We start from the raw sequence: 24969 nt of genomic DNA, 5'->3' as shown, positions 1-24969 counted from the left end.
CAGGAGCGACCTTGACCTCCCCGAAGATCGACCTGGACTACCTGAACGCCCGCCTGGGGGAACTCCTGAGCCTGCCCAGTCCGACGGGCTACACGGACGAAGCCGTCTGGGCCCTGTGCCGGGAACTGGAGCGTCTGGGCCTGGATTATGAACTGACCCGACGCGGCGCGATCCGGGCGCGCCTGCCGGGTCTCGAAGCCGCCCCGGCCCGGGCCATCGTGGCGCACGTCGATACGCTCGGCGCCCAGGTGAAGGCGGTGAAGGACAACGGCAGGCTGGAGCTTGTGCCGATCGGCCACTGGTCGTCACGCTTCGCCGAGGGGGCCCGCTGCACCGTCTTCGCGGAAGGTGGAGGCTATCGCGGAACGATCCTTCCCCTGAAGGCCTCCGGGCACGCCTTCAACGAAGAGGTGGACGATCAACCCGTCCATTGGCGTCAGGTCGAACTGCGGATCGACGCCGTGACCCACGGGCGGGCCGACACCCTGGCTCTGGGCGTGGATGTCGGCGACATTGTCGCCATCGACGCCCAGCCCGAGTTCACCGACAGCGGCTTCATTGTTTCACGTCATCTGGACGACAAGGCCGGCGTCGCGGTCATGCTGGCCGCTCTGGAATGCATGCTGCGCGAAGAACGCACGCCCACGGTCGATACCTGGTGGCTGTTCACCATCGCTGAAGAGGTGGGCCTGGGCGCCTCCGCCGTGCTCGTGCCGGACGTGGCGGCGATGGTCACGGTGGACAACGGAACCACTGCGCCGGGTCAGAACTCGTCCGAGTTCGGCGTCACCATCGCCATGGCGGATCAGACGGGTCCCTTCGACTGGCACCTTTCCCGAAAGCTGGTCCAACTGGCGCGGGATCACGACATCCCGCACCAGAAAGACGTGTTCCGTTACTACCGTTCGGATTCCGCCTCTGCATTGGAATCCGGCGCCGACATCCGCACGGCCCTGGTGACGTTCGGCGTGGACGCCAGCCATGGCTACGAACGCATCCATCAGAGCGCTCTGGTCGATCTGGCTCGCCTCCTGACCCTCTATGCTCAGAGCGAGGTGGAAATCAGACGCGACGCGCGCGCGCTGACAGGCGTCAGGGGATTCACGCATCAGCCGAACATTTCGACGAGTTGACGCCGCCTTGGCCGTCGGGGCGGAGGGAAGACCGAGGTCCTTCTCACCCAGACGCCATGTCCCACGCACATTGAAATCCTGTTCTCGTTGGGCGGCAGCGGAGCGCGAGCCGTCACGCCGGGCGTCTGGCCCTCGAAAGCGGGCGGAATCTCCTGCAGGACCATCGCCAGCCTGCGTCATATCGTTCGGGCTCGGAACCGCATGGCCTAGGGCCGATTGGGTCAGGCGAAGGAGGAGCCATGAACCAGACCCATGTCATCGAACGCGCTTTTGAAATCGCCGAGCGAGACCACGCCTGCCTTAAGGTCAGCGACGTGCGCGAAGCGCTTTCCCGGGAAGGCTATACGATCAGCGACCTGATGCATTTGGAAGGCTGGAGCATCCGCGAGCAGCTGAGACGGCGGATGAAGGCGCGCGGCGCCCGCGCGGTCCGTCGCGTCGAACTGGTCGAGAGCCGGCCGTGACCGCGTGGACCGGTCCGGTCCGGGCCGTGCAGGGGCTGATCCTGAGCGTTCCGGTGGCTCTGTTCAGCCTCGGGACCGCGACGGATGCGGCCTATCTCCGGACCGCGCAGATGCAGTGGAGCAACTTCTCTTCCTGGGCGATCGTCGGCGGTCTGATCTTCGGCGGGGCGGCTTTCGTATGGAGCCTGATCGACCTGGCCTGGGGACGCCGCGGGGTCTCGCGTTTTCTGTACAGCGGGGTCCTCGGGGCCTTGTGCCTTGTCGGGCTTGCGAACGCATTCAAGCATAGTCAGGACGGATGGAGCTCCGTGGGCGCGCTCGGCGTCACCCTGTCCGCCCTGTGCTGCGTTCTGGCCCTGATTGCGGGCTGGCTGCGCTATTCCGGGATGCTGGACGAGGAGGCTGGCCGATGATCCGCACCAACCTCCTTGTGTACGGGGCCCTGGCCGGCGCCGTTGCTTTGGCCGCCTGCGGTCGAAGCGAAAAAGGGATCAACGAAGTCGGGCCGGCGCCTGACTTGCCGGAGATCAGGGAAACCCTGCTGCCGCCGATGCGTATCGCCCGGCCTGTAGGATGGGGAGATGAGACGCCGCGCGCCCCCGAAGGCTTCGTGGTGACGGCCCTCGCTACGGATCTGCGTATTCCGCGTCAGATGCTGGTCCTGCCCAACGGCGACATCCTCGTGGCCGAGGGGCGGGGCGGCGGCGCGCCGGCCTTGAGGCCGAAGGACGTCATCGCTGGGGTCATCAAGAAGCAGGGCAACACGAAGGTCGAGGGCGGGGACCGTGTCACGCTGTTGCGCGACGCCGATAACGACGGTCGCGCCGAAGTCCGCTCGGTCTTCATCGACGGTCTCAACGCGCCCTATGGCCTGGCCTATGTCGACGGCCGCATCTATGTGGCCGAGCAGGACGCCCTGGTCAGCTTCCCCTATGTCGAAGGACAGACCCGGATCTCGGCCTCCGCTGAAGAGGTGACTCGCCTGCCGTCCGCCCTCAATCATCACTGGACCAAGGCCCTGACCGCCAGCGCCGATGGATCGACCCTCTACGTCGGCATCGGCTCCAACAGCAATGCGGGCGAGCGGGGTATGGCCGTGGAGGAGGAGCGGGCGGTCGTCTGGGCCGTCGATCGGGCCACGGGCGCGCGTCGGACCATCGCCCGCGGCATCCGCAATCCCACCGCCCTGGCGATCGAGCCGTCGAGCGCCGCCCTCTGGGCCGTAGTGAATGAAAGAGATGAAATCGGACCCCAGCTCGTTCCGGACTATCTGACCTCGGTCCGCGACGGCGCCTTCTACGGCTGGCCATACAGCTACTGGGGACAGAATGTCGACCCGCGCGTGCGGCCCCAGAAGCCGGAACTGGTGGCCACGGCCGTGAAGCCGGATTACGCCCTGGGAGCCCATGTGGCGGCCCTCGGTCTCTCGTTCGCCCGCGACGGCGGCTTCGGCGGCGCCTTCGCCGAAGGGGCCTTCATCGGACAGCATGGGAGCTGGAATCGCCAGGATCTGGCGGGCTACAAGGTGGCCTGGGTTCCGTTCTCCGGCGGCCGGCCGGCCGGCCCGCCCGTCGACTTCCTGACCGGCTTTCTGACGGACAAAGGCGAAGCTCGCGGCCGTCCCGTGGGCGTCTGGTTCGATCCTCAGCGCCGGATGCTGCTGGTGGCCGACGACCTCTCCAACACGGTTTGGCGCGTCGCTCCCGCAGGCGCCGCTCCCGGGCGATAGATCGACTCGACGCTCCAGTCGGGCCTCTGCGGTTTCGAGCAGCTTCAGCGCCTTGGCCAGCGCTCGAGGCGTGTCTCCCGCGAGTTGCGGATCGTCTGTCGTTACGCGTCGCGTTGGTCTTCCGCCATCCGGCTGGCGCGGAAATCTGCGAGGCGCCATGACGTCGATTGGCTACAGCGCGAGGACCGAGGTGTCCTTGACCTCTTCCATCACCGCATAGGTGCGGGTCTCGCGCACCCCTGGCATGACGCTCAGCGCGCCGGCCAGGAAGCCGCGGTAGGCGGCCATGTCCCTCATTCGCACCTTGACCAGATAATCGAAGCGCCCCGCCACCATGTGGCACTCCAGCACCTCGGACGAGCGGCGGATTCGTTCGGCGAACTGGTCGAAGATGTCCGAGGTCGTGCGGTCCAGCAGCACTTCGATGAAGATCAGCAGCTCGCGCTCAACGAACTTCGGGTCGATCAGGGCCCTATAGCCGGCGATGACGCCGCGCTCGCGCAGGCGGCGCACCCGCTCGAAACAGGATGACGCCGACATGTTGCAGGCGGCGGCCAGATCCTGATTGGTGATCCGTCCATCCTGCTGAAGCACCTGCAGGATGCGGCGGTCGGCGTCGTCCAGCTTGTATCCCGCCGCGCTCATGCGCGGCTCCCCCTTACGCATCCTGACTACTCCGAACGATGACAAACCGCCTGCTGATCCGCAAACGGATCAACAGGCGGCGGGGGCCGACGATCTGGGAGAAAACCGCCAGCCGTGGATCGGCCGGATGGCCTACTCGGCGCGCGCCGCGTTCGCGGTCGCCTTGCTCTGGCTGATGAAGTCTTCCATCTCGGCCGTCATCGCCGGGATCGTGGCGACAAGCAGACTGATCAGCTTGTCGTGGAAGGCCCTGATATCGAAATCGGCGCCCAGCTCCGTTTCCGCCTTGCGTCGCAGGCGAACGATCTCGATCTCGCCCAACTTGTAGGCCAGGGCCTGGCCGGGCCAGGTGATGTAGCGATCGATCTCCGTCTGGATTTCGTGGTCTGACAGAGCCGTATTGTCGCTCAGGAAGGCGATAGCCTGAGCGCGGGTCCATCCCTTGGAGTGAAGACCCGTATCGATCACCAGGCGAGCGGCGCGCCACATTTCATAATTCAGGCGGCCGAAGTCTTCATAGGCGTCCTCGTACACGCCCATCTCCACGCCAAGCTTTTCGGTGTAGAGCCCCCAACCTTCGCCGAAGGCCGAAATATTGGCCTGCAGACGCCATTCGGGAATGCCCGGAAACTCCTTGCGCATCTTTCCGTGCCAAGCATGGCCCGGGTTGCACTCGTGCACCGTCAAGGCCGGGATATTGTAGCGCGGGCGCGACGGCAGGTCGTAGGTGTTGAGCGAGCAGTTGCCGCGCCCCGCAGTGTAGAAGGGAGCGATATTGGCCGGGACCGCCGAGACGCTGAAGGTGTCACGCGGTTGAAGGCCGAAAAACTGGCTCATCTTTCCGTCGACCTTCTTGACCACCCAGGCGCCGTGCCACAGCAGATGCTCGGGCTTGTCGTAGACGAATTGAGGGTCGGTCTTCAGGAAGCGGGTGAACTCGTTGAACGTGCCGGTCCAGCCGGTGCTGCGCATCACGGTTTCCATCTCCGCGCGAATACGGGCGACCTCCGCCTGGCCGATCCGGTGGATCTCGTCCGGCGTCAGGTTGATGCTCGTGTATTGGCGGATCTGGCTCTGATAGAAGGCCTCTCCATCCGGCAGCTGGTTGGCCCCCAGGGTGTCGCGGGCCGCTGGCAGGTATTCGTTCCGATAGAAGGTCAGCAGAGTTCGGTGCGCAGGCACGACTTTCTGCTGGATGACCTCGATCGCGGCCCTCCGCAACCTTTGCTTGTCAGCGTCCGAGATGCCCGTCATGTCGATAAAGGGCGCATAGAAGGGGTTCTTGAGCGGGTCGGTCGGATCCGTCACAGCCGTGATCGAAACATCGCGTCCTGAAAGGGCTTCTCGCGGCTGAACGAAGCCGCGCGCGACGCCGGCGCGCATATTGGCGATCTGCTGGTCGAAGTATCGCGGCGTATCGCCCAGCTGTGAGAGGTAGCGTTCGTAGTCAGCTACGGAGCCAAAGGTTCCGTTGGCCATGCCGGCGATGCTCGACCAGAACGAGCTGTCCGCGTTGAAGGGCATCTCGTAAAGGCGGAAGCGTCCGTCATCGACGAAGTTGTCGATCTGGTTCTTGTAGACGGCGTAGTTGGTGCGCTCGGACGGCGATAGCTGATCCGGGGAAATCGCATTCAGACGTCGCTGCACATCCATCCAGTAGGCGAGACGGCGCTCCTGGGTCGCAGCACTCACATCCGGCAGATTCATCGGCTTGGAGAGGCGCGAGGGCAATTCACGCTGACGCCACGCCCATTCTTCATCGGCGATGGCGCGGAACTGCCGGTCAAGATCTGTCAGCGGCGGCGGAGCCTGGCGCGCGGCGGCAGGCGCGGCGTCGGCCTGGGTCTGCGCCAGGGCCGGCGTCGGCGCTACGCCGGCGCCAATCGCCAGAACGCCGAGTGCGACGGCGATGGCGCTGTGAGCGATCACGGTCTTCATCTTTCTTCTCCCCCTGGATCTTCTGGGCGCCGACCGGACGCCCGTCATGAAAGAGGCCGCCCCTCGCAGGGCGGCCTCAAACCTGTTCGATTAGAATTTGGCGTTCACGCCGATGTAGGCGTAGCGGCCCAGATTATTGTAGATGCTGGCGTTGAAGCCGGTATTGAGCGACGTACCCGTCCAGGTGAAGGGCGTCTGCGGCGGCTCCTCATTGGTGAAGTTGTTCACGCCGGCGAAGACGGAGAACCTGTCGAAGCGATACTCGGCGCGGATGTCGTGGGTGAGCCATGACGGGGACTTGTAGGGCTCGTAGGTTCCCGGCTGGTCCTGATTGCTGCGGACCATGCTGCTCAGATACTGGTTGGCGTAGGACACCGACACGCGGTCATAGTCCCAGGTCACGCGGAAGTTCATCCGGCGCTTGGGATTGGGCAGTTCGCCCGCCTGCTCGTCGCGCACGCTGGCGTCGCCCGGAACCGGATCATAGGTCAGGTCCTCCAGGAAGCCGGCGGCCGCGTTGAAGGACAAGGAGCCGTAATCCGGCAGACCCAGCTTGGCCAGATCCGTCCGGTAGGAGGCCGTCACGTCCCAACCCGAGTTGGTGTATTCGGCCACGTTCAGAACCTGGTTCAGCACGCGGGTGATGTTGCCGTCCGAGCCGCGCGATACGCTGGTGCAGAAGGGATTATTCAGGTCAGGGCTGTCGACGCAGTTGTTGATGATGTTCCGCCATCCGAGCGAGGCGATCACGTCGCTCATCTTGATGTCATAGTGGTCGATGGTCACCGCCAGCCCTGGTAGGAAGGACGGCGTCAAGACGACGCCCAGGGTTAGGGTTTCGCCCTCTTCGGGCGCCAGGTCGGGATTGCCCTGGCTGACCACTGGCCGCGTGGCGGTGGACTGGACGAAGTCGGGCGACAGGCCCAGGGCCGCGCAGTTCGCCCGGCGGTTGGAGGAGAAGTTGCCCAGGTTCACACGCGTGGCGTCGCACGGGTCCTCGATCTGGCTGTAGCCCTCGCTGCCGCCGCCGAACAGTTCGTTGATATTGGGCGCTCGCACCGCCTTGGCGAAGTTTCCGCGGAAGCGGATGTTGCGGTCGACCGTCCATTCCAGGCCGACGCCGTAGCTGCTGTCGCCGCCCGTGGTGGTGTAGTCCTGATAGCGATAGGCCGCCGTCAGATCCAAGTATTGCACGAACGGGACATCGGCCAGCAGCGGCACATTGATTTCGCCGAAGATCTCCTTGGATTCATAGCGGCCCTCGGTGATCTGCTGCGAGTTCTGGAAGATCAACGCATCCTGTGAACGCTTGTCCGGCACCGAACGAGCGTATTCCTTGCGCCATTCGACGCCCGCGGCGAAGGCGACCGGCAGGCTGGTGCCGCTGAACAGAGACGGATAGGAGAACAGTTCGCCGTTGACGCTGGCCACGGCGTTCCACTGACGGGTCACGTCGTCCCGGACGGTGTAGATGTAGGAGTAATCGATCGCTTCCTGGGAGGCGATGCCCGCTCCGAACAGGTTCAGCGGCTTACAGCCTCGAGCCCGCGCGTCCGCGTCAGCGCAGACGATCTTGCCGTTCATTTCGATGGCGTCGATCGACTCGTAGAACTCCCTCTGCAGTCGGTCGAAGTTGGTGAACTGGGACTCGGTCTGGCCGTAGTTGACGTAGGTCTCGAACCGCCAGCCGTTGCTGAAGGCGCCGTCGAACCCGGCCACGAAACGGGTGGTGTCGTACACGCTCTCATAGGTGCGGATGCCGAAATCCCGGTCATTGCGGGTGATATCGAATTCCTCCACCCCCGCGGCCGTCAGCATCGCGCGCAGATCCGACGGCAGGAAGGCGTTGTCCGCCTGGATGCGGTAGGCGTTGCCGGTGGCCGTGCCCGCGACGTCTCCGGCGAAGGTTCCGTTCTCGCGCTGGCTGTTCGCCTCGGTATGGAAATACTTGGCCTCGGCGAACAGGTTCAGTTCGGTGATGACGTCGCCGGAGGGCTGGAACTGATGGCGCAGCTGCAGCTCGCCGCCATAGCGCTCGACTGGAGTGCGCAGGGCGTCTTCGCGGAACTTGAAGCCGTCGCCGCCGATGGAGACCTTCTGCGGCCGCCCGGCGCCGTCGACGACGATCTGGCCGCGATCGAAGGGAACAAGCCGCCCGTCCTCGGTGAAGGTCAGGCTGTAGGCCGCGTTCGAGCCGATCGGCGTGACGATCACCGGAGTGAAGGAATCGTTGGTTATGTTGGTGTAGACGTCCCGCGCGGTAATGAAGGATGGAAGGCCGTCGTCCGGGCTCTTCTTGTCCGGGTTCGGGATATAGGCCAGGCCGCTCATGGCGTAGTCGCGCTCGTGCCGGTACAGTCCCTCTGTCTTGTCATAGGTGGCGGCGGCCATGACGTTGGTGCGACCGTCGTTGAAGTTCCGTCCGACGGCCACCGAGCCGTAGTAGGTGTTCGGGCCGTCGGCCGAGCCGTACTGGGCCTGGGCGGCGATGCCGTCGAAATCCTGCTTGGTGATGAAGTTGACCACCCCGGCCACGGCGTCGGCGCCATAGACGGCCGAGGAGCCGCCCGTCACCGTATCGACGCGCGCGATCGTGGTCTTGGAGATGGTGTTGACGTCCACCGCGCTGGTGCCGCTCGACCCCGCCACATGGCGTCGTCCGTTCACCAGCACCAGGGTGCGGCTGGCGCCCAGGTTGCGCAGGTTCAGCGTCGCCAGCCCCTGTCCGGCCACCGTATTGGTGGTGCTGGAGGCCGATGCGCCGAGGCCGACCTGCGGCTGGCGCGCCATGGCGTCGATCAGGTTGGTGACGCCGATGTTCTCGATCTCCTGGGCGTCGACGACGTTGACCGGAGTCGAGGCCTCGACGTTCGGCCGTCGGATACGCGAGCCGGTCACCACGATATCGGCGACGGCGCTGGCTTCGGGCTCGGCGGGCGGCGCTTCGGATTGAGCCCAGGCCGGCTGGGCGGCGGCTGTGACGGCTAGACCGGCGATTATCGTCCCGGTCTTCAGATACGCAGACAGTCTCATCGGATCACCCCTCGTTTTTTGATTTGAATTTGCGCCTTGAGTGCCATCGCGGCGATGGTTCTCCAGCCTGACGCGCCGCGACGGGGCGGATCGAGCGTAGCGTTCGTGAGCCCCGCCTGGCCTGCGTCGTCAGCTGGATCGACGCTCCCGTCAGCAGCGGCGCAAACCGCGCGCGCTCGCCTGAAGGCAGCCTTCACCCCTGTCGTGGTCCGCAAGCCTCAATCCCTCCCAAGATCGGGGGCCGCGGCCCCTGCAAGCGTCTGTCGGCGCTTAGCCGACTCCTGAATCGCTAGCACTGAGGCGGGAGCAGGAGTTTCGGTTATTGTTCGTGGGGCGGAATGAAATTCACGCCGACGTCGAAAAACTGCGCCATCTTCGAAATGTGCGCTGAAGGCTCAATGAGAAATAGAAAGAATCATTTTGTGAGAAAAATGAAACAATAATCCAATGTACAAAACGGTCCCTGACATGCGCGGGTGGTTTTTTCCTATGTTGGTCGGCGTCTTCATCAGGAAGTCGCTCGCAACGAAGCCGGAGAAAGCGCCTATAATTTGAATGTCGTGCGGCAGTGACAATCCCCTTCAAGAGCGGATGCAGGTCCGCCTGAGCGAGGAGTAGCGGCAAAGCTAGGCGCTTGAACCTGTTACGGCCCTGACGGCTCTGGGCGTGCGCAGCGCCTCCCGCCCTCCGCCCCACGCGGCCGGATCGCGCGAGGGCGTTTCCGGACCATAGGGTTATCGCGCGCTGGCGATTAGCGAGCCGCAGTCCGCGTCTTCCGCCAGGCCGGGATCGATAAACCCGAGCAGCGCTGCGATGGGGCTGACGAGCGTGGCCAGGGCGCCGACGACGCCGCCCTGTGTGGCGACGGCCGACAGGTCCACGCCGAGATCCGGAGAGGCGAGGGGGCCGGTGATGGTGATCGGGGCCCAGACCCGCAGAAGACGAGGCTTTTTGGTTTCGCCGTCGATCTTTAGATTCAGCCTCTCGGCCCCCAGGTCGATGGTTCCCGATCCCTGGGCCAGGACCACGTCCGTGTCGATCACCAGGGTGCGGGCTGTAGCGACGCCGTCTGAGACCTTGAAATCGGCGACGGCGCAGCGGATGGGCGAAGCGGACTGATCGCCCGAAAGCAGCTTGCGCAGGCCGGCGCCGACGTTGATCCCCAGCAGTTCGGCGAAGGCCGAACGCATCCGTCCTTGAGGAACGACGAGGCTGAGGCTTCCCTTCGAACGGGCCGCCAGTTCATGAATGGACGCGCCGGGCCCTTCCAGCTTCGCCCGGCCCAGGGCGCGGCCCGTCACCGTCGGCGCACCGTCCCGTGCGGGTATGATGGACTCCAGCGGATAGCCGCTGAGACGGAAGTCGACGGCGCTGTAAGGCGTGTCCTTCGTGGCGTCGATCCGCGCGGTTCCGTTCAGTTCGCCGCGGTTGAAAGCGAAGGAGACCGGATCGAGCTTTAAAACGCCGTCCTTCAGATCCGCGCCGAGCCGGACCTGCCGAATGTCGAAGGCGTTGGCTTTCACCGAAGCGGCGCGATAGGCGAGGGTTCCGTCCATCACGCGCAGACGTTCTGTTCGCAAGGGCGCGTCGGGCAGCAGTTTGCCGGGCTGGCCCGAGGTCGCGACCGTGCCCGCAGTCGTGACCTGCGGGCGCGCGCCCAACACGGCCGCCAGGTCGTCGATGTCCAGGGCGCGGGACGCGAGCTCGGCATCGACGCGGCGGCGCCCTTCGACCCTGTTCACCTCCAGGGTCCCCGACAGGTCCGACGATCCGACCTGCCCGCTGAAGTCCGCGAAGCGGAACCGGGCTCCGTCGCGAGTCAGGCTTCCTCTCAGCCGATAAGGCGGCGTGTTGGGGGTCGTAATCCCGGTCAGAAGGTAGAGGTCGGCCAAATCACGACCTTGCAGCTCGAGCCTGGCGTTGAAACGACCCAGGTCGAAGGGCCGGGTGACGGCTCCAGCGGCGCTCAGCCTGGAGCTCGCTCCGGCCAATTCAGCCGTAAAGGCGTAGGGCCGGTCGCGGCGTATGTTGATGAAGGGACCGCCCGTCACGCGAAGCGTCAAGGGCTCGCCGTTCATGGTCCCCTTGCCGTCGAGCACGAAGCCGCTCTCTCCATCCTGGGGCGAGCGCGCCTCACGCGCCGTGACCACGGCGTCGAGCGTCATGCCGCGTCGCTGCTCGTTCAAGGTCAGCCGGCCGTCGTGAATGACCAGGCGCTGTATGACGGGCAGCCTGGCGCCCCGCCCGTCATCGGGTCGGTCCGGCTCCAGGTCCCAGCTGCGCCGGCCCTGGCTGTCGACGACCAGGTGGACCCGCGGGCGGGTGAGGGTCAGCGAAGCCACTTCGATCTGGCCCAGAAACAGCCGTCGCAATCGTATCGAGACGTCGAGCCGTTCGATCTCGGCGGTATTGCGCCCGGACGCCCATGTGGGCCCGCCGACGCTGAGACCGCGCACCGTCGCCGAGGGCGTCCAACTGAACAGCCTGACATCCAGGTCCCCTTTCAGAGCCACCTCCCGGCCGGTCGAGGCGGAGGCGGCGCGACCGATAGGGTCGCGCACCCAGTTCCAGTCGAACAGAACGAGGAACAGGAGAAAGGCGGCGACGAGGCCCAAGGTGATCGCCGCCGCGATGAACTCCGGCTGGCCGGGACGACGAACGGCGAGCCATACGGGATCCCGAGCGACCACATAGGCGCAAATGGCGTCGCGGCCCTCCGCTGTGCGCCGCAGGGCCGCTTCCGCTTTCTGGCGCACGCTGTCGATCGCCGATTTCGCTCCAGGCCTGTCGATCAAGATCGCCTCCGGTGAGGCTGATTAACGCCCCAACCGGCAAAGGGCGCCACGTGCCGGGTCGGCCTGCGCGGGTTCAGGCGCTCACCGGCTTTCGCGAGGCTCTCGCGTTCGAGCGCCTCAGACGTTCAGAACTCTACGCAGGGATTGCTCGATGTCGCCGCCGCAATAGGCGTCGCCGTATTCACGGCGCGACCACTCCGCCAAGCGGGCCAGGGCTGGCGTCCTTGAGAGGCGCCGTGCAAGGCCCGCGGTCATGGGGGCGGTTTCTTCAAGCATTAATTCGATAGGGCGGAAGCGCTCGGTCAGGGCGGACCAGAAGGTCGCGGTGACGATGTCGGCCACGCCCGGTTTTTCTCCACCCAGCAAGAAGCCGGAATGCGCCGTCAGGCCATGGCGTCGGCCCAGGTCCTCCCACAACGCCATCCATTTTCCCAGACGGGGCGCGAAGCTCGACCAGCGCGCCTCGGTCCACATCTGTCGGCCGCCGTCCAGAGTGATCTCATCGATGACGTCGTTCGCGTCATTGACCACCTTCATCGTCAAGGCGCGCAGCTCTGGCGTGGAAGGAAGCAGTTCAAGCGTCTCTCCCAGATACAGCAGGATCGCGGGCATCTGGGAGATCGCCGCTCCGGAAGCGTGATCGACCAATACGGGCGGCCCCATGAAAGGCACGGGCATCTCTCCTGGCGGCCTCTGCATGAGCGCGCTGATCGCCGCTTCGTTCGTCTCCGACCATGTCCGGGCAGCATGGGCGAGAAGGGCGCGAACGAATTGGCCCCGGAAGGGAACCGGCCAATAATAGAGGGTGAAGTCCGTCATGGAGCTCTCCAGCGCTTAGCTGATCGCGAACGCCAGCGGGGGTGGGCAAGCGAATTTGCAGAACAGGTCCGACCCTTTCTCGTTCCGCTTCCGATACGGCGCATTTCAGGCTGGAGCCGTCACGCTACCGGAAGAATGTTCTCATTTTGTTCGAGTCTTGCTAAGCGTTGTCCATGGACGTTGCCCCCACCCGCAAGATCATCCACGTGGACATGGACGCTTTCTTCGCCTCGGTGGAGCAGAGGGACGATCCCGCCTTGCGCGGTCGTCCCGTCGCCGTAGGCCACGCCGCTTCGCGCGGCGTGGTCGCCGCCGCCAGCTATGAGGCGCGCAAGTTCGGCGTGCGGTCGGCCATGCCGTCGAGCACAGCCTTGCGGAAGTGCCCGGAACTGATCTTCACGCCGCCCCGGTTCGAGGTCTATCGCGCCGTCTCGGCGCAGATCCATGCCATCTTCGCCGACTATACGAACCTGATCGAACCCCTGTCCCTCGACGAGGCCTATCTCGACGTCACGGCTAATATCCGAGGACTGCCGACGGCCTCGGCGACGGCCGAGGAGATACGCGCGCGCATCCTCGAGGAGACCGGTCTGACGGCCTCGGCCGGGATTTCCTACAATAAGTTCCTGGCCAAGTTGGCCTCGGACCAGCGCAAGCCGAACGGCCAGTTCGTGGTCCCGCCAGGGCGAGGAGAGGCCTTTGTCGAGGTCCTGCCGGTCAAGCGTTTCCACGGCGTCGGGCCGGTGACGGCTGAGAAGATGAACCGCCTGGGTATCGAGACCGGCGCGGACCTCAAGCGTCAGTCCTTGGCCTTCCTTCAGCATCATTTCGGCAAATCCGGCGCCTGGTACTACGGCGTGGCGCGCGGGGACGATCCGCGCCCCGTCAATCCGGACCGCGAGCGCAGGTCCAGCGGCTCGGAGACCACCTTCGCCAGCGACTTGGTCGATCCAGCGGCGATCGAGGCGGGCGTGGATCGGATGGCCGACGAGGTCTGGGCCTGGTGCGAAAAGGCGGGGGCGCTCGGCCGGACCGTGACGGTGAAGGTCAAGTGGGCGAACTTCCAACAGTCGACCCGCAGTCGGTCCTTCAAGGAGCCGGTCGCCTCGAAGGCGCGGTTGCGTGAGATCGCCCGCCTGCTGGTGCGCTCCCTCTATCCGCCAACCAGGGGCGTGCGGCTTGTCGGCGTGACCCTGTCCAATCTGGAGAAGGCTTCACCTGGAATCCCGTCATGGACGCCAGCGGGCGAACTGGCGCTGTGACGGCCATGCTCCAGACCGATCTGTTCGGCCACGTCCCGCGGCCGGCCGCGCCAGCGGGTTTCGACTATTGGCCGGACGTCTTCACGGCGGCCGAACAGGCGGCGGTGGTCGCTCACCTGCAGAAGCTGAGCTTCAGGCCCTATGAGCATATGGGCTATCAGGGCTTCAGACGGATCGCAGCTTTTGGACGCCGCTACGACCTTGAGCGACGTCGACTGGAGACGGCCGAACCTTGGCCGGATTTCCTTAAAGCGCTTCTGGATCGCCTGGCTGGACCGCTCAGTCTTGATGAGGGGGCGTTCGTGCAGGCCCTCGTCAATGAATATGCGCCCGGCGCCGGGATCGGATGGCACCGCGACCGTCCCGTCTATGGGAAGATCCTGGGCGTCTCCTTCCTTGCGCCCTGCGTCATGCGCCTTCGTCGCAAGGCGGGGTCGAAGTGGCGTCGCGCCGGAGCGGCGCTGGGGCCGGGCTCCGTCTATCGCCTTTCCGGCGAGGCGCGGAGCGACTGGGAGCATTCCATCTCGCCGATGACGGCGCTGCGCTACTCCGTCACCTTCAGGACCTTGGCTTGACAGGCGGGCCTAACCCGTCAGGATTTCGGCGGCTTCAGGGTAGCGCTGGGCCAGGCGCGAGGCCCAGTCCGCCGATGCGGGGCGCACCTGCCGGGCTTCGCGGGGGCGCGCCAGGACGAGGGCGGCCGCTTCGCGATGGGCGGGCCAGTCCATCAGCAGGCGCATGGCCGCTTCGAAGTCTGGGTGGGTCGAGGCGTGAACGAAGGCCTGGTCGAGCGCTTCGACATCGTCGAAGTCCGCCAGGCGCGAGAGGTAGTCGCGAAGGACGGGCGCCGACAGGTCGCGCTCGAACAGGCGCCAGCGAAGGTCCTGGGCTTCCTGGCGATGGCCCTCGGCGTCCATCACCTCGATGGATGCGGCCTCCCAGGCCGGGGTCAGTCGGGGCGCGCCGTCAGTCGGGTCGCGCCCATAGGTCCAGCGACGGTTAAGGGGGGAGGGGTTCAGGGCGGCTTCCAGGGCGGCGCGGGCTTCTGCAGTGCGGCCTACCTCAAGGAGCCGGCGGGCGATGTCGGCGGCGATGTCGGGCGATCCGGCCTGTTCAGGCGTGACGAGGGACAGCCATAGATCGAGGTCGCCGGCCCGATCCGCGAGGCGGCGCAGCAGGTTGCGGCCGGCCGGAGTTTTGCGGGTCGATACGTCCAGGCCGTCCAGAAGTCGGCGCGCCGTGAGCGGGCCGAGGGCCTCGCCGGCGGAGGATATCCAGCGCGCATAGTCCTGGGGGCGCCGGCGGAGCGCATCGACCAGGTCGCGCAGCGCCTCGTCTCCTGCGGTTTCGGCGAGGGTGAAGAGGTCCGGCGCCGCAGCTTCGAAGGCGGCGGGCAGTTCCCCCTTGGTGTCCTTCACGCGGGCGGCCAAGCCAGGATAGAGGTCGAACCAGCGAATGAGGACGGCGAGCGCCTCGCCGGGGACCTCGGGCGCCAGGCGCTCCAAGATCATGTCGCGGTGCATGTTCAGGTCGTCGATCAGTTCGCCGCGCTTGCGCCAGGACACACGTGTGCGGGCGACGGAGACGGCGGTGATGCGCTTGCCGATCTCAAGGGCGAGGAGGTCGGGGCCGGCCTCGGCCGCCAGTTCCAGACGAAGACGACGCTTAAGATTGGCGTTCCCGGCGCCGGCCTCGATCAGCAGGTCCGCCAGACGGGGCGCCCCGAGATGGACGAGGTTGGCTGCGGAAAGCCTGGTCGAGATCCTGGGTTGTCGCGCCATGAGGTCCTTTGGGAGGAGCGGGGTCGTCCGAGGGGCAGCTATAGCACGGGCGCCAAGGACGATTTCGTCACCCCCCTGCTACCCAGCAGTCGCTGTGTGTCGGACGGGAGGCGCGCCTTACGGAGCCGCCAGAAGACCCAGATTGGCGCAACTCGAAAGCAGGGATACAGTGACTTCGATTTATTCATACCCCTTTCCTCCCTTGGCTGCGGTTCAGATCAAGCACTGGAAGCCTTTCCTATGGAGCGCCGGCTTTGGACTGGGATTTATGATCCGATCTTCTATTCCGGCACATAGATCATCCTACCGTCGGGGAGGCGATAGGCTGAGCCCGCCTTGACGCCCTGGCCTTCGCCGATCCGGCCCTGGGATTCGTAGCGGGTCAGTTCGTCGCCCTCCTTCACGGTGATGCGCATGTCGGCCTTGCCAGGGTTCTCGATCACCATCAGGTCGCGCGCGTTGAAGGGGTTGAGCGGGTTCTGCACCAGAACCACGAGCAGGACGGCGATGATCACCACGAACAGGTCGATCAGATTGACAACGGCGGTGATGGGATCGTCGTCTTCTTCGTCGAGGAAGCGCATCAACCGGCCTCCCGCGCGCGTTCGATGGCGCGCAGGTCCTGAAGCAGCCAGCGCCGGCGCACGGTCAGGACATAGTGGGCGATGCTGGCGGCGATCAGGGCCAGTGTGACGCCTGAGAAGGCCACCACCATGTTCTCGCCTACGCCCGAGGCGTCGCCACGTCCCAGCGCCAGCAGGGCGGGGCCCATGGGGATCATGGTGGCGACAAGGCCCAGCATGGGGGCGCTGCGCGAGACGATGCGCAGGCCCTCGAGGTCCTTGAGGATCATCAGTTCCAGATCGTCGCTGGCGGCGTCGGTCGCTCGCCAGCGGCGCCATAGGGGACTGCGCCAGTCGGCGCGTCGGCGCTGACCGGCCTCCACCAGGAAGGCGCCGAGGGCGAACAGGGCATAGGCCATCGCGGCCAGGATGAGGATCAGCGCCGGCGCGAGGAACAGGCTGGAAACCTGATAGAGGCCGGCTTCAAGCTGGGGCATGAGGGACCTTTCGAGGGAGAGAGACGAGACGGCTGACGCCGCCGGCCAGGAAGGCGAGGAGAAACAGCAGGCGGCCCCACGGTGGGGGAAGGGACGGGGCAGGGGCGGGCGGCGGGATCGGCTCAAGGACCTGGCCCCGCACGAGGTCGGAGGGCGTGCCCGCCGGGGCAGGCTCCGGGACCGAGGCGGCCGCTGAGCGAGCCGCTCCCTGGCCAAAGCCGGGAGGCGTCGTCGCTCCGGGGGGCGAAGGACTGTCGATCTGCGCTAGGCGCGCCTCAAGCGCTTTCCGCGTCGCCGCGTCGGGAGACCAGTAGCCCTTGGCGACGGCGTCGCGCAGGCGCTGGATCATCTGTCGCTCGGCCATGGGGTTGTGGGCTTCGAACCATTCCCGCACGCCCAGGCCGCGCTCGTCGCGGACATAGACGTCGTGAAGCGCCTGCCACTGATCCTGTCGGACCATGCCGGGCGCGGTGGCTTGCCAGCCGAACAGATTGTCGGCCAGATCCACAACAGCCAGCGTCCCGGCATAGCCTTCGGCCTGCATGGCCTGGATCCAGGTGCGGTTAGTGTAGCGGCTGCGCATTTCCGCAGCCAGAAAGTCGCGAGCGGCGACCGTCCTCGGCGACCCGGCCCGCGCGTCGGTGATGTAGAGAGAAGGCGCCTCGCCGCCGGCCCGCCGGATCGCCAGCGACAGGCCGCCCAGGTATTCGAAAGGGTGATCGGTCGACAGGACGCCGTGCAGATTGCTGGATCGCGACAGGGCGGCGGCCTGGACTCCGGCGAGCTGGGCCGCGAAGACGCCGCCCTCCGCTTTCCGGCCCCAGCGTCCCGCGCCATAGACATAGCCCAGGCGGTCCAGGAAGGGATCGGCCAGATCCTCGGCGTCATTCCAGCTGTCGGCGTCGCGCACGGCGTCGGGCACGCCGCTGCCGTAGTCGCCGGGCGCATTGCTGAAGATGCGGGCGCGGCCCAGGGCCTCGGCCTCATCGGTCGAGAGGCCTTCGGCGACCAGGCGAGCGGCGGCGGCGCGGCTGTTCTCCGCGACGGGATCGCCGGGCTCGTTCTGTTCGGCGATGCGTTCGACAGCGTCGGCCAGCAGGCGCAGGAAGCCGTCGAACTGATCGCGATAGACGCCGGTGGCGTGCACCACCACGTCGATGCGCGGCCGCCCCAGTTCGACGGCCGGTATGATGTCGAGCGCGACGATGCGTCCTCCCGCGTCCCAGCGGGGCCGTAATCCCAGGGCGCGCAGAATCTGTCCCTCAGGAAGGCCGAGGGTGCGGACGGACTCGGACGACCACAGGCTGACGGCCATCTTGGTCAGCGGGCGTCCATCGTGCTCTTCGGCATAGGCCTGACGCAGGCTGTCCAGGGCCTCGGCGGCGGCGTCATAGGCGGCCTGGGCGGGGATTTTGTCGGGCGCGAAGGCGTAGAGATTTCGGCCGCCGACGGCTTCGGGATTGCGCACCGGATCGCCGCCTTCGCCCGGCAGGACGAAACGGCCGGACAGGGCCCTGAGCAGGGCGTCTGTCTCTCCGGTTTCCGTCAGGCGCCGGTCGAGGATTTCAGCGCGTTCGATCTGGGCGCGCAGAAGGGGATCGGCGATGGAACTGGAAGGAAGGCCGTCGCGAAGGTGATGTTGCAGCGTCTGGAAGGCCGGATCGGCGTGCAGGGCGGCCTGATCCTTGGCGAGCACCTCCTGCTCGTCCAGGCCAAGCGCCTCGAAGTAGGGCGCGCCCAGTTGCTGCATGACGGTGGTCAACCGGTGATCCGGCGAGGCCGGACGACCGAACACGTGCAGTCCGAGCGGCGTGGGCGCGCCGCCGACCTGATGCAGATAGTCGTGCAACTGGTTCAGGAAGGCCGCGAAGTCGATGCGCGCGGTCGATCGCGTCCAGCCCATGTCTGCGTCCACGCTTCGTTGCGCCGCGAGGTCGAGAATCTGCTCCCGCACAGCGTCCTGCACCGCGCCCTCTTCCAACTGCTGGTGCTGATGGATCAGGTCGTGGAGGGTTTTGAGCTCGTCATTCAGACCGGCGGGAGAAAAGGGCGGGGTCTGATGGCTGACGGTGACGGCGCGGCCGCGCCGCTTCGCCTGCATGGCCTCGCCGATGTTGTCCTGGATGTAGGGATAGACGACCGGCAGGCCGCCCAGCACGACGAAGGCGTCATCGTGCGCCGACAGTCCCCGGTCCTTGCCGGGCAGGAACTCCTGCGTCCCATGGGTGCCCAGATGGATGAGGGCGTCGGCGTCCAGAACGTCGCGCACCCACAGATAGGCGGCCAGATACAGATGGTCGGGCGGTGCGGCGGTGTCGTGATAGGCCTCGCCCACGCGGGCGGCCCGGGGCGGTTGGGGCAGGACGGTCAGGGCGCCGTCGCGGAAGGCGGGGATGACGAAAACCGTCTCGCCGTCGATGGTCCGCACCGACCAATGCCGCGCCGGGTCGCCCCAGCGGGCCTGGACGGCGTCACGCCGGACGGCGGGCAGGGCGTCAAGCCAGGCGCGATAGCGGGCGACGGGCAGGGTCACGGCCAATTCCCGCTCCCGCAGACCGTCCAGTTCCTCATGCCGGTAGAAGGCGCCCAGCATGGCGCGCGCCGCGTCGATCCAGCGGGCTTCGGAAAGCGGCGGAATCGCATAGCCCGCCGCGTTCAGATCCAGGCTCAACGCCTCCAGGCTGCGCGGAACATTCAGGTTCGAGGCCGAGACGTTCGCCTCGCCGCCGGGATGGTTCCAGAACATCAGGGCCAGCCGCTTGTCGGCGTTGGGCCTGCGGCGAAGGGCGACGAGGCGGGCGGCGCGGGCGGCGACGGCTTCGACCTGTTCGGGAATCGGGGCGAGAGCGCCGTTCTCGAAAGCCGAAATCACCATGGGATCGCTCATGCCCCAGGCCTCGGCGGGCGCCATCAGGGCGGCGGCGGACCGGCTGGGCAGGCCGGTATCGGCCGCGCGCCAGGCCTCGACGCCGCCTTCCCGGTAGGAGAAGGTCATCAGGGCGGGGATGTCGAGCGCGATGAGTTGGTCGCGGATCGGGTCGCCGGCGACGATATGCTGGGTGTTGAGGAGCAGATCGGGGGCGAGCGGCGCGAGCGCCTCGGTCAGGCCCTGCGGACGACGTTGGTCGAACCACACGCCGACGCCCTCCAGGCCCCTGGCGCCGAGCGCGGCGATCAGGGCGTCGATCACGGCGGTGTCGCCATCCGCAACCTGTGAACTCGACATCAAGATCGCCGCGCGGGCGCGCGCCGGCCGCTCGGCAAGCCAGGCGTCGAGAGCTTCGGCGTCGTGCGCCTCCAGGCTCGGGTGATGATAGCCGACCTGCTCCAGCGGGCGCGGCGGCGGAAGCGCGGCGGCGTCGCCGCCCATGGCGTGGAGCTTCAGATATCGGAACAGGAGGGTGAAATTCTCCTGTCCGCCCGCCGCATAGTAGCCGGCGATGCGCCGCGCCGCCTCGGGCGACAGGTTGCCGAAGGCCGGCGCGCCGCCGCCGATGCGAACCCAGGGCCGGTCGCCGATCTCGAGCCTGTCGCCGATCACGGCCTGCACCGCTTCGACATCGGAGGGACGCGGCGTGTCGAGCAGGATGAAGTCGGCCCGCGCCCAGTCCGGTTGATCGTCAAGCGTGGAGAGGGATGTTCCGCGCAAGGCGACGTCCTCCGCCCCAGCCATGGCCTGCAAGCGCACGAACTTGGCGGGCAGGATGAAATCGCTGCCGATCACCTGCACGCGTGGGCCCGGCGCGTCCTGGGCGGCGACCCGCAGGGCCGGGGTCAGGCAGACAGCGACGATCAGGAGGAGGCGGAGGAGGAACGCCACGGCTCAGAAGCTCGCCGTAAAGCCGAGGTGGTAGAAGCGGCCGGGCTCGGCGAAGGAGAAGAAGGCGGATTCCTCGGCCAGACGCACGTCGGTCAGGTTCTGAACCCCGGCGCGCACCCACAGGTTCGGCTGAATCTGGTAGCCGCCTTCCAGCGAGACCAGGGCATAGTCGGGAACCGGCTGCTGTACGGAGTTGGAGACCATCCATTGCTCGCCGACGTACTCGCCGCGAAGCTGGACGAAGCGGGTTTCCTCAGGTTGCCAGCGCAGGGTGGCGTGGCCGCTGTGCTCGGGCCGTTCGGACAAGGGAGAGCCCGTCTCCCGGTTTTCGCTGTCCAGGTAGGTGTAGTCGGCTCTCAGGCTGAAACCGCCCGGCAGGGGCGCGGCGCCGGCCAGTTCTACGCCGCGAATTCGAGCCTCCGCGATGTTCTGATACAGACGGATTTCACGGCCGCGCACGCCGCAGAATGCGGTGCAGCGAGTTTCGATCAGGTCCTCGATGTCGTTGTCGAAAACGCCGACGCGGCCCATCCAGCCGCCCCGGCGGTATTCGGCCGAGGCCTCGTAGGAGGTGCCGATCTCGGGCTTCAGGTCGGGGTTGCCGTAGACCCGGAAACGGCCTGCGGCCGCTATGGTCTCGAACTCCGGCGACAGTTGTTTCAGGCTAGGCGACTTGAAGCCCCGGCCGCCCCCGGCCTTGAACGTCAGCCCCTCGAGGGGCGACCAGACGGCGTAGAGGCGCGGGCTGGTCTGCCACCCGTACTGCTCGTGGTGATCGAACCGCGCGCCGCCGGTCAGCGACAGCGAGGACGTCAGGGTCCATTCGTCCTGCAGGAACAGGGCGTAGCGTTCGCCTTCCAGCCGGCCGGAGCGGGAGGCGGCCGCGTCTTCCAGCCGCTCGCGCCGCCATTCGCCGCCCACGCTCAGGCGATGGCTCGCCCAGCGGTCGAAGGTGGCCCGGCCGTCAAGGATGTCTTCCTGCATCCCCACAGGGCGCGAAGGGGTCTGTCCAGCCGTCACCGCATTCTCGCGATCCAGCGTCGAACGGTAGGCGCGGACGGCTGTTTCGCCCCAGCCCCAGAGTCCGCGATGCGACAGTGCGTACTGGCGGCGCTGCACCGTGTCGGCGAAGCGATAGTAGACGGGCGATGCGCCTGTGGTCGCCGTGTCGCGATAGCGGTCGTCGCGCCCGCCCAGAATGGTCAGGTCGATCCGCTGCGCCGCATCCGGCGTCCAGCTCAAGGTCGCCGAGCCGGTGACGGTCTCGCGATCTTCGAGGTCGGAAAGGCGACGGTTCGTCGCCTGGGGCGTATTGGCCCGCGCCTTGGATTCCGCGAACAGGCTGAGACCGAGACGGTCCTGCGCCAGCGGGCCGCCCGCATAGGCGCCGACCTGATAGGTTTCGCCGCCTCGGCCATCCTCGCGTAATCCGCCCATGGCGGTCAGGCTGCCGCGCCATTCGTCGGACGCGCTGCGGGTGATGACGTTGACCACGCCGCCGAGGGCCTCGGATCCGTAGAGCGACGACATCGGCCCGCGTACGACCTCGACGCGTTCGATGGCTTCGGCCGGCATCCAGCCCAGGTCGAAGTCGGCGTGCTGGACGGCGTTGGCGGCGGCGTTCACCCGTCGCCCATCGAGGAGGAAGAGGGTGTGTTCGCTGGGCATGCCGCGGATGGAGACGCCGCGCCGGGTCAGTCCGGCGCCGTTGAGCGTCACGCCCGGCACGTCGCGCAGGACGTCGGTCAGGTCTTGAACCGGCCGCCTAAGAAGCTCTTCGCGGTCGATGACGGTGACGCTGGCGGGCGCGTCGGTCGTCGTCCGCTGGGTGGATGTGGCGGTGACGACCACGTCAGGCAGGCGTTGCGGCGCGGCCTCTTCGGCGATGGCGGGAAAAGCAGCGCCGAGGGCGGCGGCGAGCGCCGTCGCAGAGGCCTGCGGAATAGCGGATTTCATGGTGTGGGATGTCCAGGACGTCAGTGGGCGTGCGGCCTGCGCCGCCAGTTCATCAGGTGAGCGGCGCTGAGCAGCAGGCCGCCGGCGACGGTGATCGGCGTCTCGGCCTCGTGCGTCGGCCATTCGGCGGCGGCCAGGACCAGCAGGGCGACGCCGAGCGCGCCCAGGCCGATCAGCGGCCAGGCGCGACGACCGTCCGGCGTCGGGCGCGTCAGGGTCCAGGCGGCGATGGGCGCGGCGGTCAGGGCGAAGGCCCAGTGCACCCAGGGCGCCTCGGCGAACAGGCCGAGAACCGGCAGCAGTCCTGCGACCAGAGGCAGGGCGAGGCAGTGGATCATGCACAGGCAGGACAGGCCGACGGCGGCGGCGTCGCCCCAGGTCTGGACACGAGCGTTCATGGCGATCCTTTCAGAGGAAAGTCGGCCGCGACGTCATGGGACGCCGCGGCCAGGCGGGGGGAGGAGGGGAAGGATCAGAATCGGGCGCGGAAACCCAGGACGAGATTGCGGCCGCGCAGGGGTGCCAGATGGCTGATGAAGGAGGCGTGGTTCAGCGCCTTCTCGTCCAGCAGATTGGTCCCGCGCATGAAGATCTGCCCGCTGATGTCGGCGATCGTCGGGACGTCATAGGCCAGGGTGGCGTTGACCATGTCGTAGCCGGGCGTCTTGCGCTCGAAGGCGGCGATGCGGTCCTGCTCGAAGACGTGGACGTATTCCAGATTGCCCGACCAGGCGCCCTTGTAGAAGTCGCCGCGGGCGCCCAGACGGCCGGCCGGAATGCGCGGCAGGTCGCCGCCGTCGCCCTTCAGCTCGGCGCGGACGTAGTCGCCGAAGGCCGTGGCCGACAGGCCCGGCCTGAACGCGTGGGTGACCTGGCCTTCGATCCCGGTGAAGCGGGCGTCGGCCTGGGTGTAGCGGATCAGGCGGAAGTCCTCGAACTGGTCGAGGGTGTCGGCGAAGATGTAGCCGTCATAGTCGTAGTGATAGAGGCTGGCGGCGAAGGTCGTGGCGCCCTCGATCTTCTTCAGGCCCAGTTCGATCGAATTGGCCGTCTCGACGTCCAGATCGGCGTCGCCGATCTCATAGGTGTTGGTCGCCAGGTGGACGCCGCGCGCATACAGCTCCTGCGCCGTCGGCGCGCGCTGGGATCGGGCCAGGGTCACGCTGGCGACATAGCCGGGCGTCAAGGTCCAACTGGCGCCGCCGGAAAGGGAGAAGGGCGAGTGGCTCGTATCGGCGCGTCCCAGGGCGCGGGCCTCCTGCCACTCCTGACGCAGGGCGCCTTCGAAGCGCCAGTCGCCGGCGACGTATTCCTCGACCAGGAACAGGGCGTGGTTCTCGGTGCGGCTTTCGGGAATGAAGGATTCGGCGCCGACGGCGGCGAAATCGCTACGCGAGGTCTGGGCGCCGACCACGCCGCGCACCCCGCCGATGGCGGCGTGCTGCACCTCGACGCGGGCGTCATAGCCTTCATTGGTGAAGGTGGTGGCGATCTCGCCGTCGTCGATCTCGTCGTGGCGATAGTCGGTGAAGCCGCCGCGGAAGCGGATGCGTTCGATCCCGGCGAACGGATCCTCGATCTCGCCGCGCACGTCCACCCGCTTGCTGATCAGATCGACGATCGGGACATGGTCATGATCGTGGTCGTGATCATGATCGTGGTCATGGTCGTCGTCGCCGTGGTCGTGACCGCCGCAGTGCAGGCTGGAGCCGTGCGGGTGGCAGGATTCATACTCGTGCGTATGTCCCGGCAGGCCGTATTCGCTGCGCTGCTCCGTATAGGCGGCGCCCAGATAGCCGCGCGACCCGATCCATGACAGGCCCAGGGTCGCGGTCGAACTGCGGTTGAACGACCCGTCCAGCGTGGCTTCGTCGAAGTCGGGGACCTCATAGTCATCGGTGCGGCGTCCGGCGGCCTCGACCCGGATGGCGAACGATCCCGCGCCGGCGGTCAGGCCGACCACGCCGGCTTCTTCATTGTCCGCCGTGCCCAGGCGGAACTCGGCGACGCCTTCGCCGCCGTTCTCTGGAATGCGCGTCGGGATCTTCTTGTCGATCAGATTGACCGCCCCGCCGATGGCGCCGCCGCCGTAGAGCAGGGCGGACGGGCCGCGCAGGATCTCGACGCCGTCCAGCAACAGGGGTTCGCCGGACACGGCGTGGTCGGGCGAGACTTCCGAAGCGTCCATCAGGGCCGAGCCGTCGGTCAGGACTTTCACGCGCGGCGCGGTCTGGCCGCGGATAACCGGACGGCTGGCCCCGCCGCCGAAGGTGTCCGAGTTGATCCCGGGCAGGCCGGTCAGCGTCTCGCCCAGGGTCGATTGCCGGCGCTGGACCAGTTCGTCGCCTCGCAGCACCGCCACATTGGACACCACCTCCCTGCTCGAACGGCCCAGGGCGTCGGCGGTCACCACGACGTCTTCCAAGCGGGTCGCGGCCGGACCGGACTGGGGCAGGGCGTCGGCCCAGGCCGCCGTCGAAATGGCTGAGAAACTCGCCGCCGCGAGCAGGATCGATCTTGAGTGCATGACGCTC

General features: G+C 66.9%; 18 protein-coding genes. 6 read left to right on the top strand and 12 right to left on the bottom strand.

Features of this window, described 5'->3' with window-relative positions; all coding sequences use genetic code 11:
* The first annotated feature begins 11 nt into the window (after positions 1–11).
* The 4 genes from ACWIDZ_RS15375 to ACWIDZ_RS15360 all read left to right on the top strand — a co-directional run bounded on the left by ACWIDZ_RS15375 (position 12) and on the right by ACWIDZ_RS15360 (position 3326).
* Entirely contained in the window at positions 12–1133 is a 1122-nt protein-coding gene (locus ACWIDZ_RS15375) for an osmoprotectant NAGGN system M42 family peptidase (protein ID WP_412877578.1), read from the top strand.
* 239 nt (positions 1134–1372) lie between these two features.
* The gene (locus tag ACWIDZ_RS15370; protein WP_291783613.1) at positions 1373–1597 is read left to right on the top strand and encodes a hypothetical protein; all 225 of its coding nucleotides are present in this window, start codon (positions 1373–1375) and stop codon (positions 1595–1597) included.
* Positions 1594–2010: a DUF2231 domain-containing protein gene (locus tag ACWIDZ_RS15365; protein ID WP_453990121.1), complete on the top strand. Its 417-nt coding sequence runs from the start codon at positions 1594–1596 to the stop codon at positions 2008–2010. Before ACWIDZ_RS15370 ends, ACWIDZ_RS15365 begins: the two co-directional genes overlap by 4 nt.
* On the top strand, positions 2007–3326 hold the full coding sequence (locus ACWIDZ_RS15360; RefSeq protein WP_453990119.1) for a PQQ-dependent sugar dehydrogenase: 1320 nt from the start codon (positions 2007–2009) through the stop codon (positions 3324–3326). The genes ACWIDZ_RS15365 and ACWIDZ_RS15360 overlap by 4 nt, the downstream gene beginning before the upstream one ends.
* Before the next feature lie 171 nt (positions 3327–3497).
* On the opposite strand, the gene ACWIDZ_RS15355 is transcribed toward ACWIDZ_RS15360, so the two are convergent.
* The 5 genes from ACWIDZ_RS15355 to ACWIDZ_RS15335 all read right to left on the bottom strand — a co-directional run bounded on the left by ACWIDZ_RS15355 (position 3498) and on the right by ACWIDZ_RS15335 (position 12415).
* Positions 3498–3971 (bottom strand): Lrp/AsnC ligand binding domain-containing protein, encoded by a 474-nt coding sequence (locus tag ACWIDZ_RS15355; RefSeq protein WP_338575408.1) that lies wholly within the window; start codon positions 3969–3971, stop codon positions 3498–3500.
* 132 nt (positions 3972–4103) lie between these two features.
* Positions 4104–5909, bottom strand: coding sequence for a DUF885 domain-containing protein (locus ACWIDZ_RS15350; RefSeq protein WP_343829341.1), 1806 nt, complete (start codon positions 5907–5909; stop codon positions 4104–4106).
* Positions 5910–5999: 90 nt separating this feature from the next.
* Positions 6000–8942 (bottom strand): TonB-dependent receptor domain-containing protein, encoded by a 2943-nt coding sequence (locus ACWIDZ_RS15345; RefSeq protein WP_453990116.1) that lies wholly within the window; start codon positions 8940–8942, stop codon positions 6000–6002.
* Positions 8943–9676: 734 nt separating this feature from the next.
* Positions 9677–11737 (bottom strand): AsmA family protein, encoded by a 2061-nt coding sequence (locus ACWIDZ_RS15340; protein ID WP_453990114.1) that lies wholly within the window; start codon positions 11735–11737, stop codon positions 9677–9679.
* A 117-nt stretch (positions 11738–11854) separates the two neighbouring features.
* Positions 11855–12415, bottom strand: coding sequence for a glutathione S-transferase (locus tag ACWIDZ_RS15335; RefSeq protein ID WP_453990112.1), 561 nt, complete (start codon positions 12413–12415; stop codon positions 11855–11857).
* Positions 12416–12729: 314 nt separating this feature from the next.
* Between ACWIDZ_RS15335 and dinB the strand changes: the two genes are divergently transcribed.
* Together dinB and ACWIDZ_RS15325 are read left to right on the top strand one after the other, a co-directional pair.
* A complete protein-coding gene (gene dinB, locus ACWIDZ_RS15330) occupies positions 12730–13818 on the top strand; it encodes a DNA polymerase IV (RefSeq protein ID WP_291783588.1) in 1089 nt (362 codons plus the stop codon).
* A 5-nt stretch (positions 13819–13823) separates the two neighbouring features.
* Entirely contained in the window at positions 13824–14393 is a 570-nt protein-coding gene (locus tag ACWIDZ_RS15325) for an alpha-ketoglutarate-dependent dioxygenase AlkB (RefSeq protein ID WP_291783585.1), read from the top strand.
* 9 nt (positions 14394–14402) lie between these two features.
* Here ACWIDZ_RS15325 and ACWIDZ_RS15320 read toward each other — a convergent pair whose 3' ends face one another.
* The 7 genes from ACWIDZ_RS15320 to ACWIDZ_RS15290 form a co-directional block, all read right to left on the bottom strand.
* Positions 14403–15599 carry a DUF6880 family protein gene (locus ACWIDZ_RS15320; RefSeq protein WP_343829344.1) on the bottom strand — a complete coding sequence of 399 codons (1197 nt, stop codon included), beginning with the start codon at positions 15597–15599 and terminating at the stop codon, positions 14403–14405.
* A gap of 281 nt (positions 15600–15880) precedes the next feature.
* Positions 15881–16183, bottom strand: coding sequence for a DUF2149 domain-containing protein (locus tag ACWIDZ_RS15315; protein WP_200165204.1), 303 nt, complete (start codon positions 16181–16183; stop codon positions 15881–15883).
* Positions 16183–16659, bottom strand: coding sequence for a MotA/TolQ/ExbB proton channel family protein (locus ACWIDZ_RS15310; RefSeq protein ID WP_200165203.1), 477 nt, complete (start codon positions 16657–16659; stop codon positions 16183–16185). The genes ACWIDZ_RS15315 and ACWIDZ_RS15310 overlap by 1 nt, the downstream gene beginning before the upstream one ends.
* Positions 16646–20479, bottom strand: a complete 3834-nt coding sequence (gene cobN, locus ACWIDZ_RS15305) for a cobaltochelatase subunit CobN (RefSeq protein WP_453990108.1) — start codon at positions 20477–20479, stop codon at positions 16646–16648. The genes ACWIDZ_RS15310 and cobN overlap by 14 nt, the downstream gene beginning before the upstream one ends.
* A gap of 3 nt (positions 20480–20482) precedes the next feature.
* Positions 20483–22435, bottom strand: coding sequence for a TonB-dependent receptor domain-containing protein (locus ACWIDZ_RS15300; RefSeq protein ID WP_338575388.1), 1953 nt, complete (start codon positions 22433–22435; stop codon positions 20483–20485).
* Positions 22436–22455: 20 nt separating this feature from the next.
* The gene (locus tag ACWIDZ_RS15295) at positions 22456–22833 is read right to left on the bottom strand and encodes a MerC domain-containing protein (protein ID WP_291783507.1); all 378 of its coding nucleotides are present in this window, start codon (positions 22831–22833) and stop codon (positions 22456–22458) included.
* Between the two features lie 74 nt (positions 22834–22907).
* Positions 22908–24962 carry a TonB-dependent receptor domain-containing protein gene (locus ACWIDZ_RS15290; RefSeq protein ID WP_453990106.1) on the bottom strand — a complete coding sequence of 685 codons (2055 nt, stop codon included), beginning with the start codon at positions 24960–24962 and terminating at the stop codon, positions 22908–22910.
* Between the last annotated feature and the right edge of the window lie 7 nt (positions 24963–24969).

Source organism: Brevundimonas sp. NPDC055311, assembly GCF_053645695.1.
This window is presented reverse-complemented; position numbering and strand designations above follow the sequence as displayed.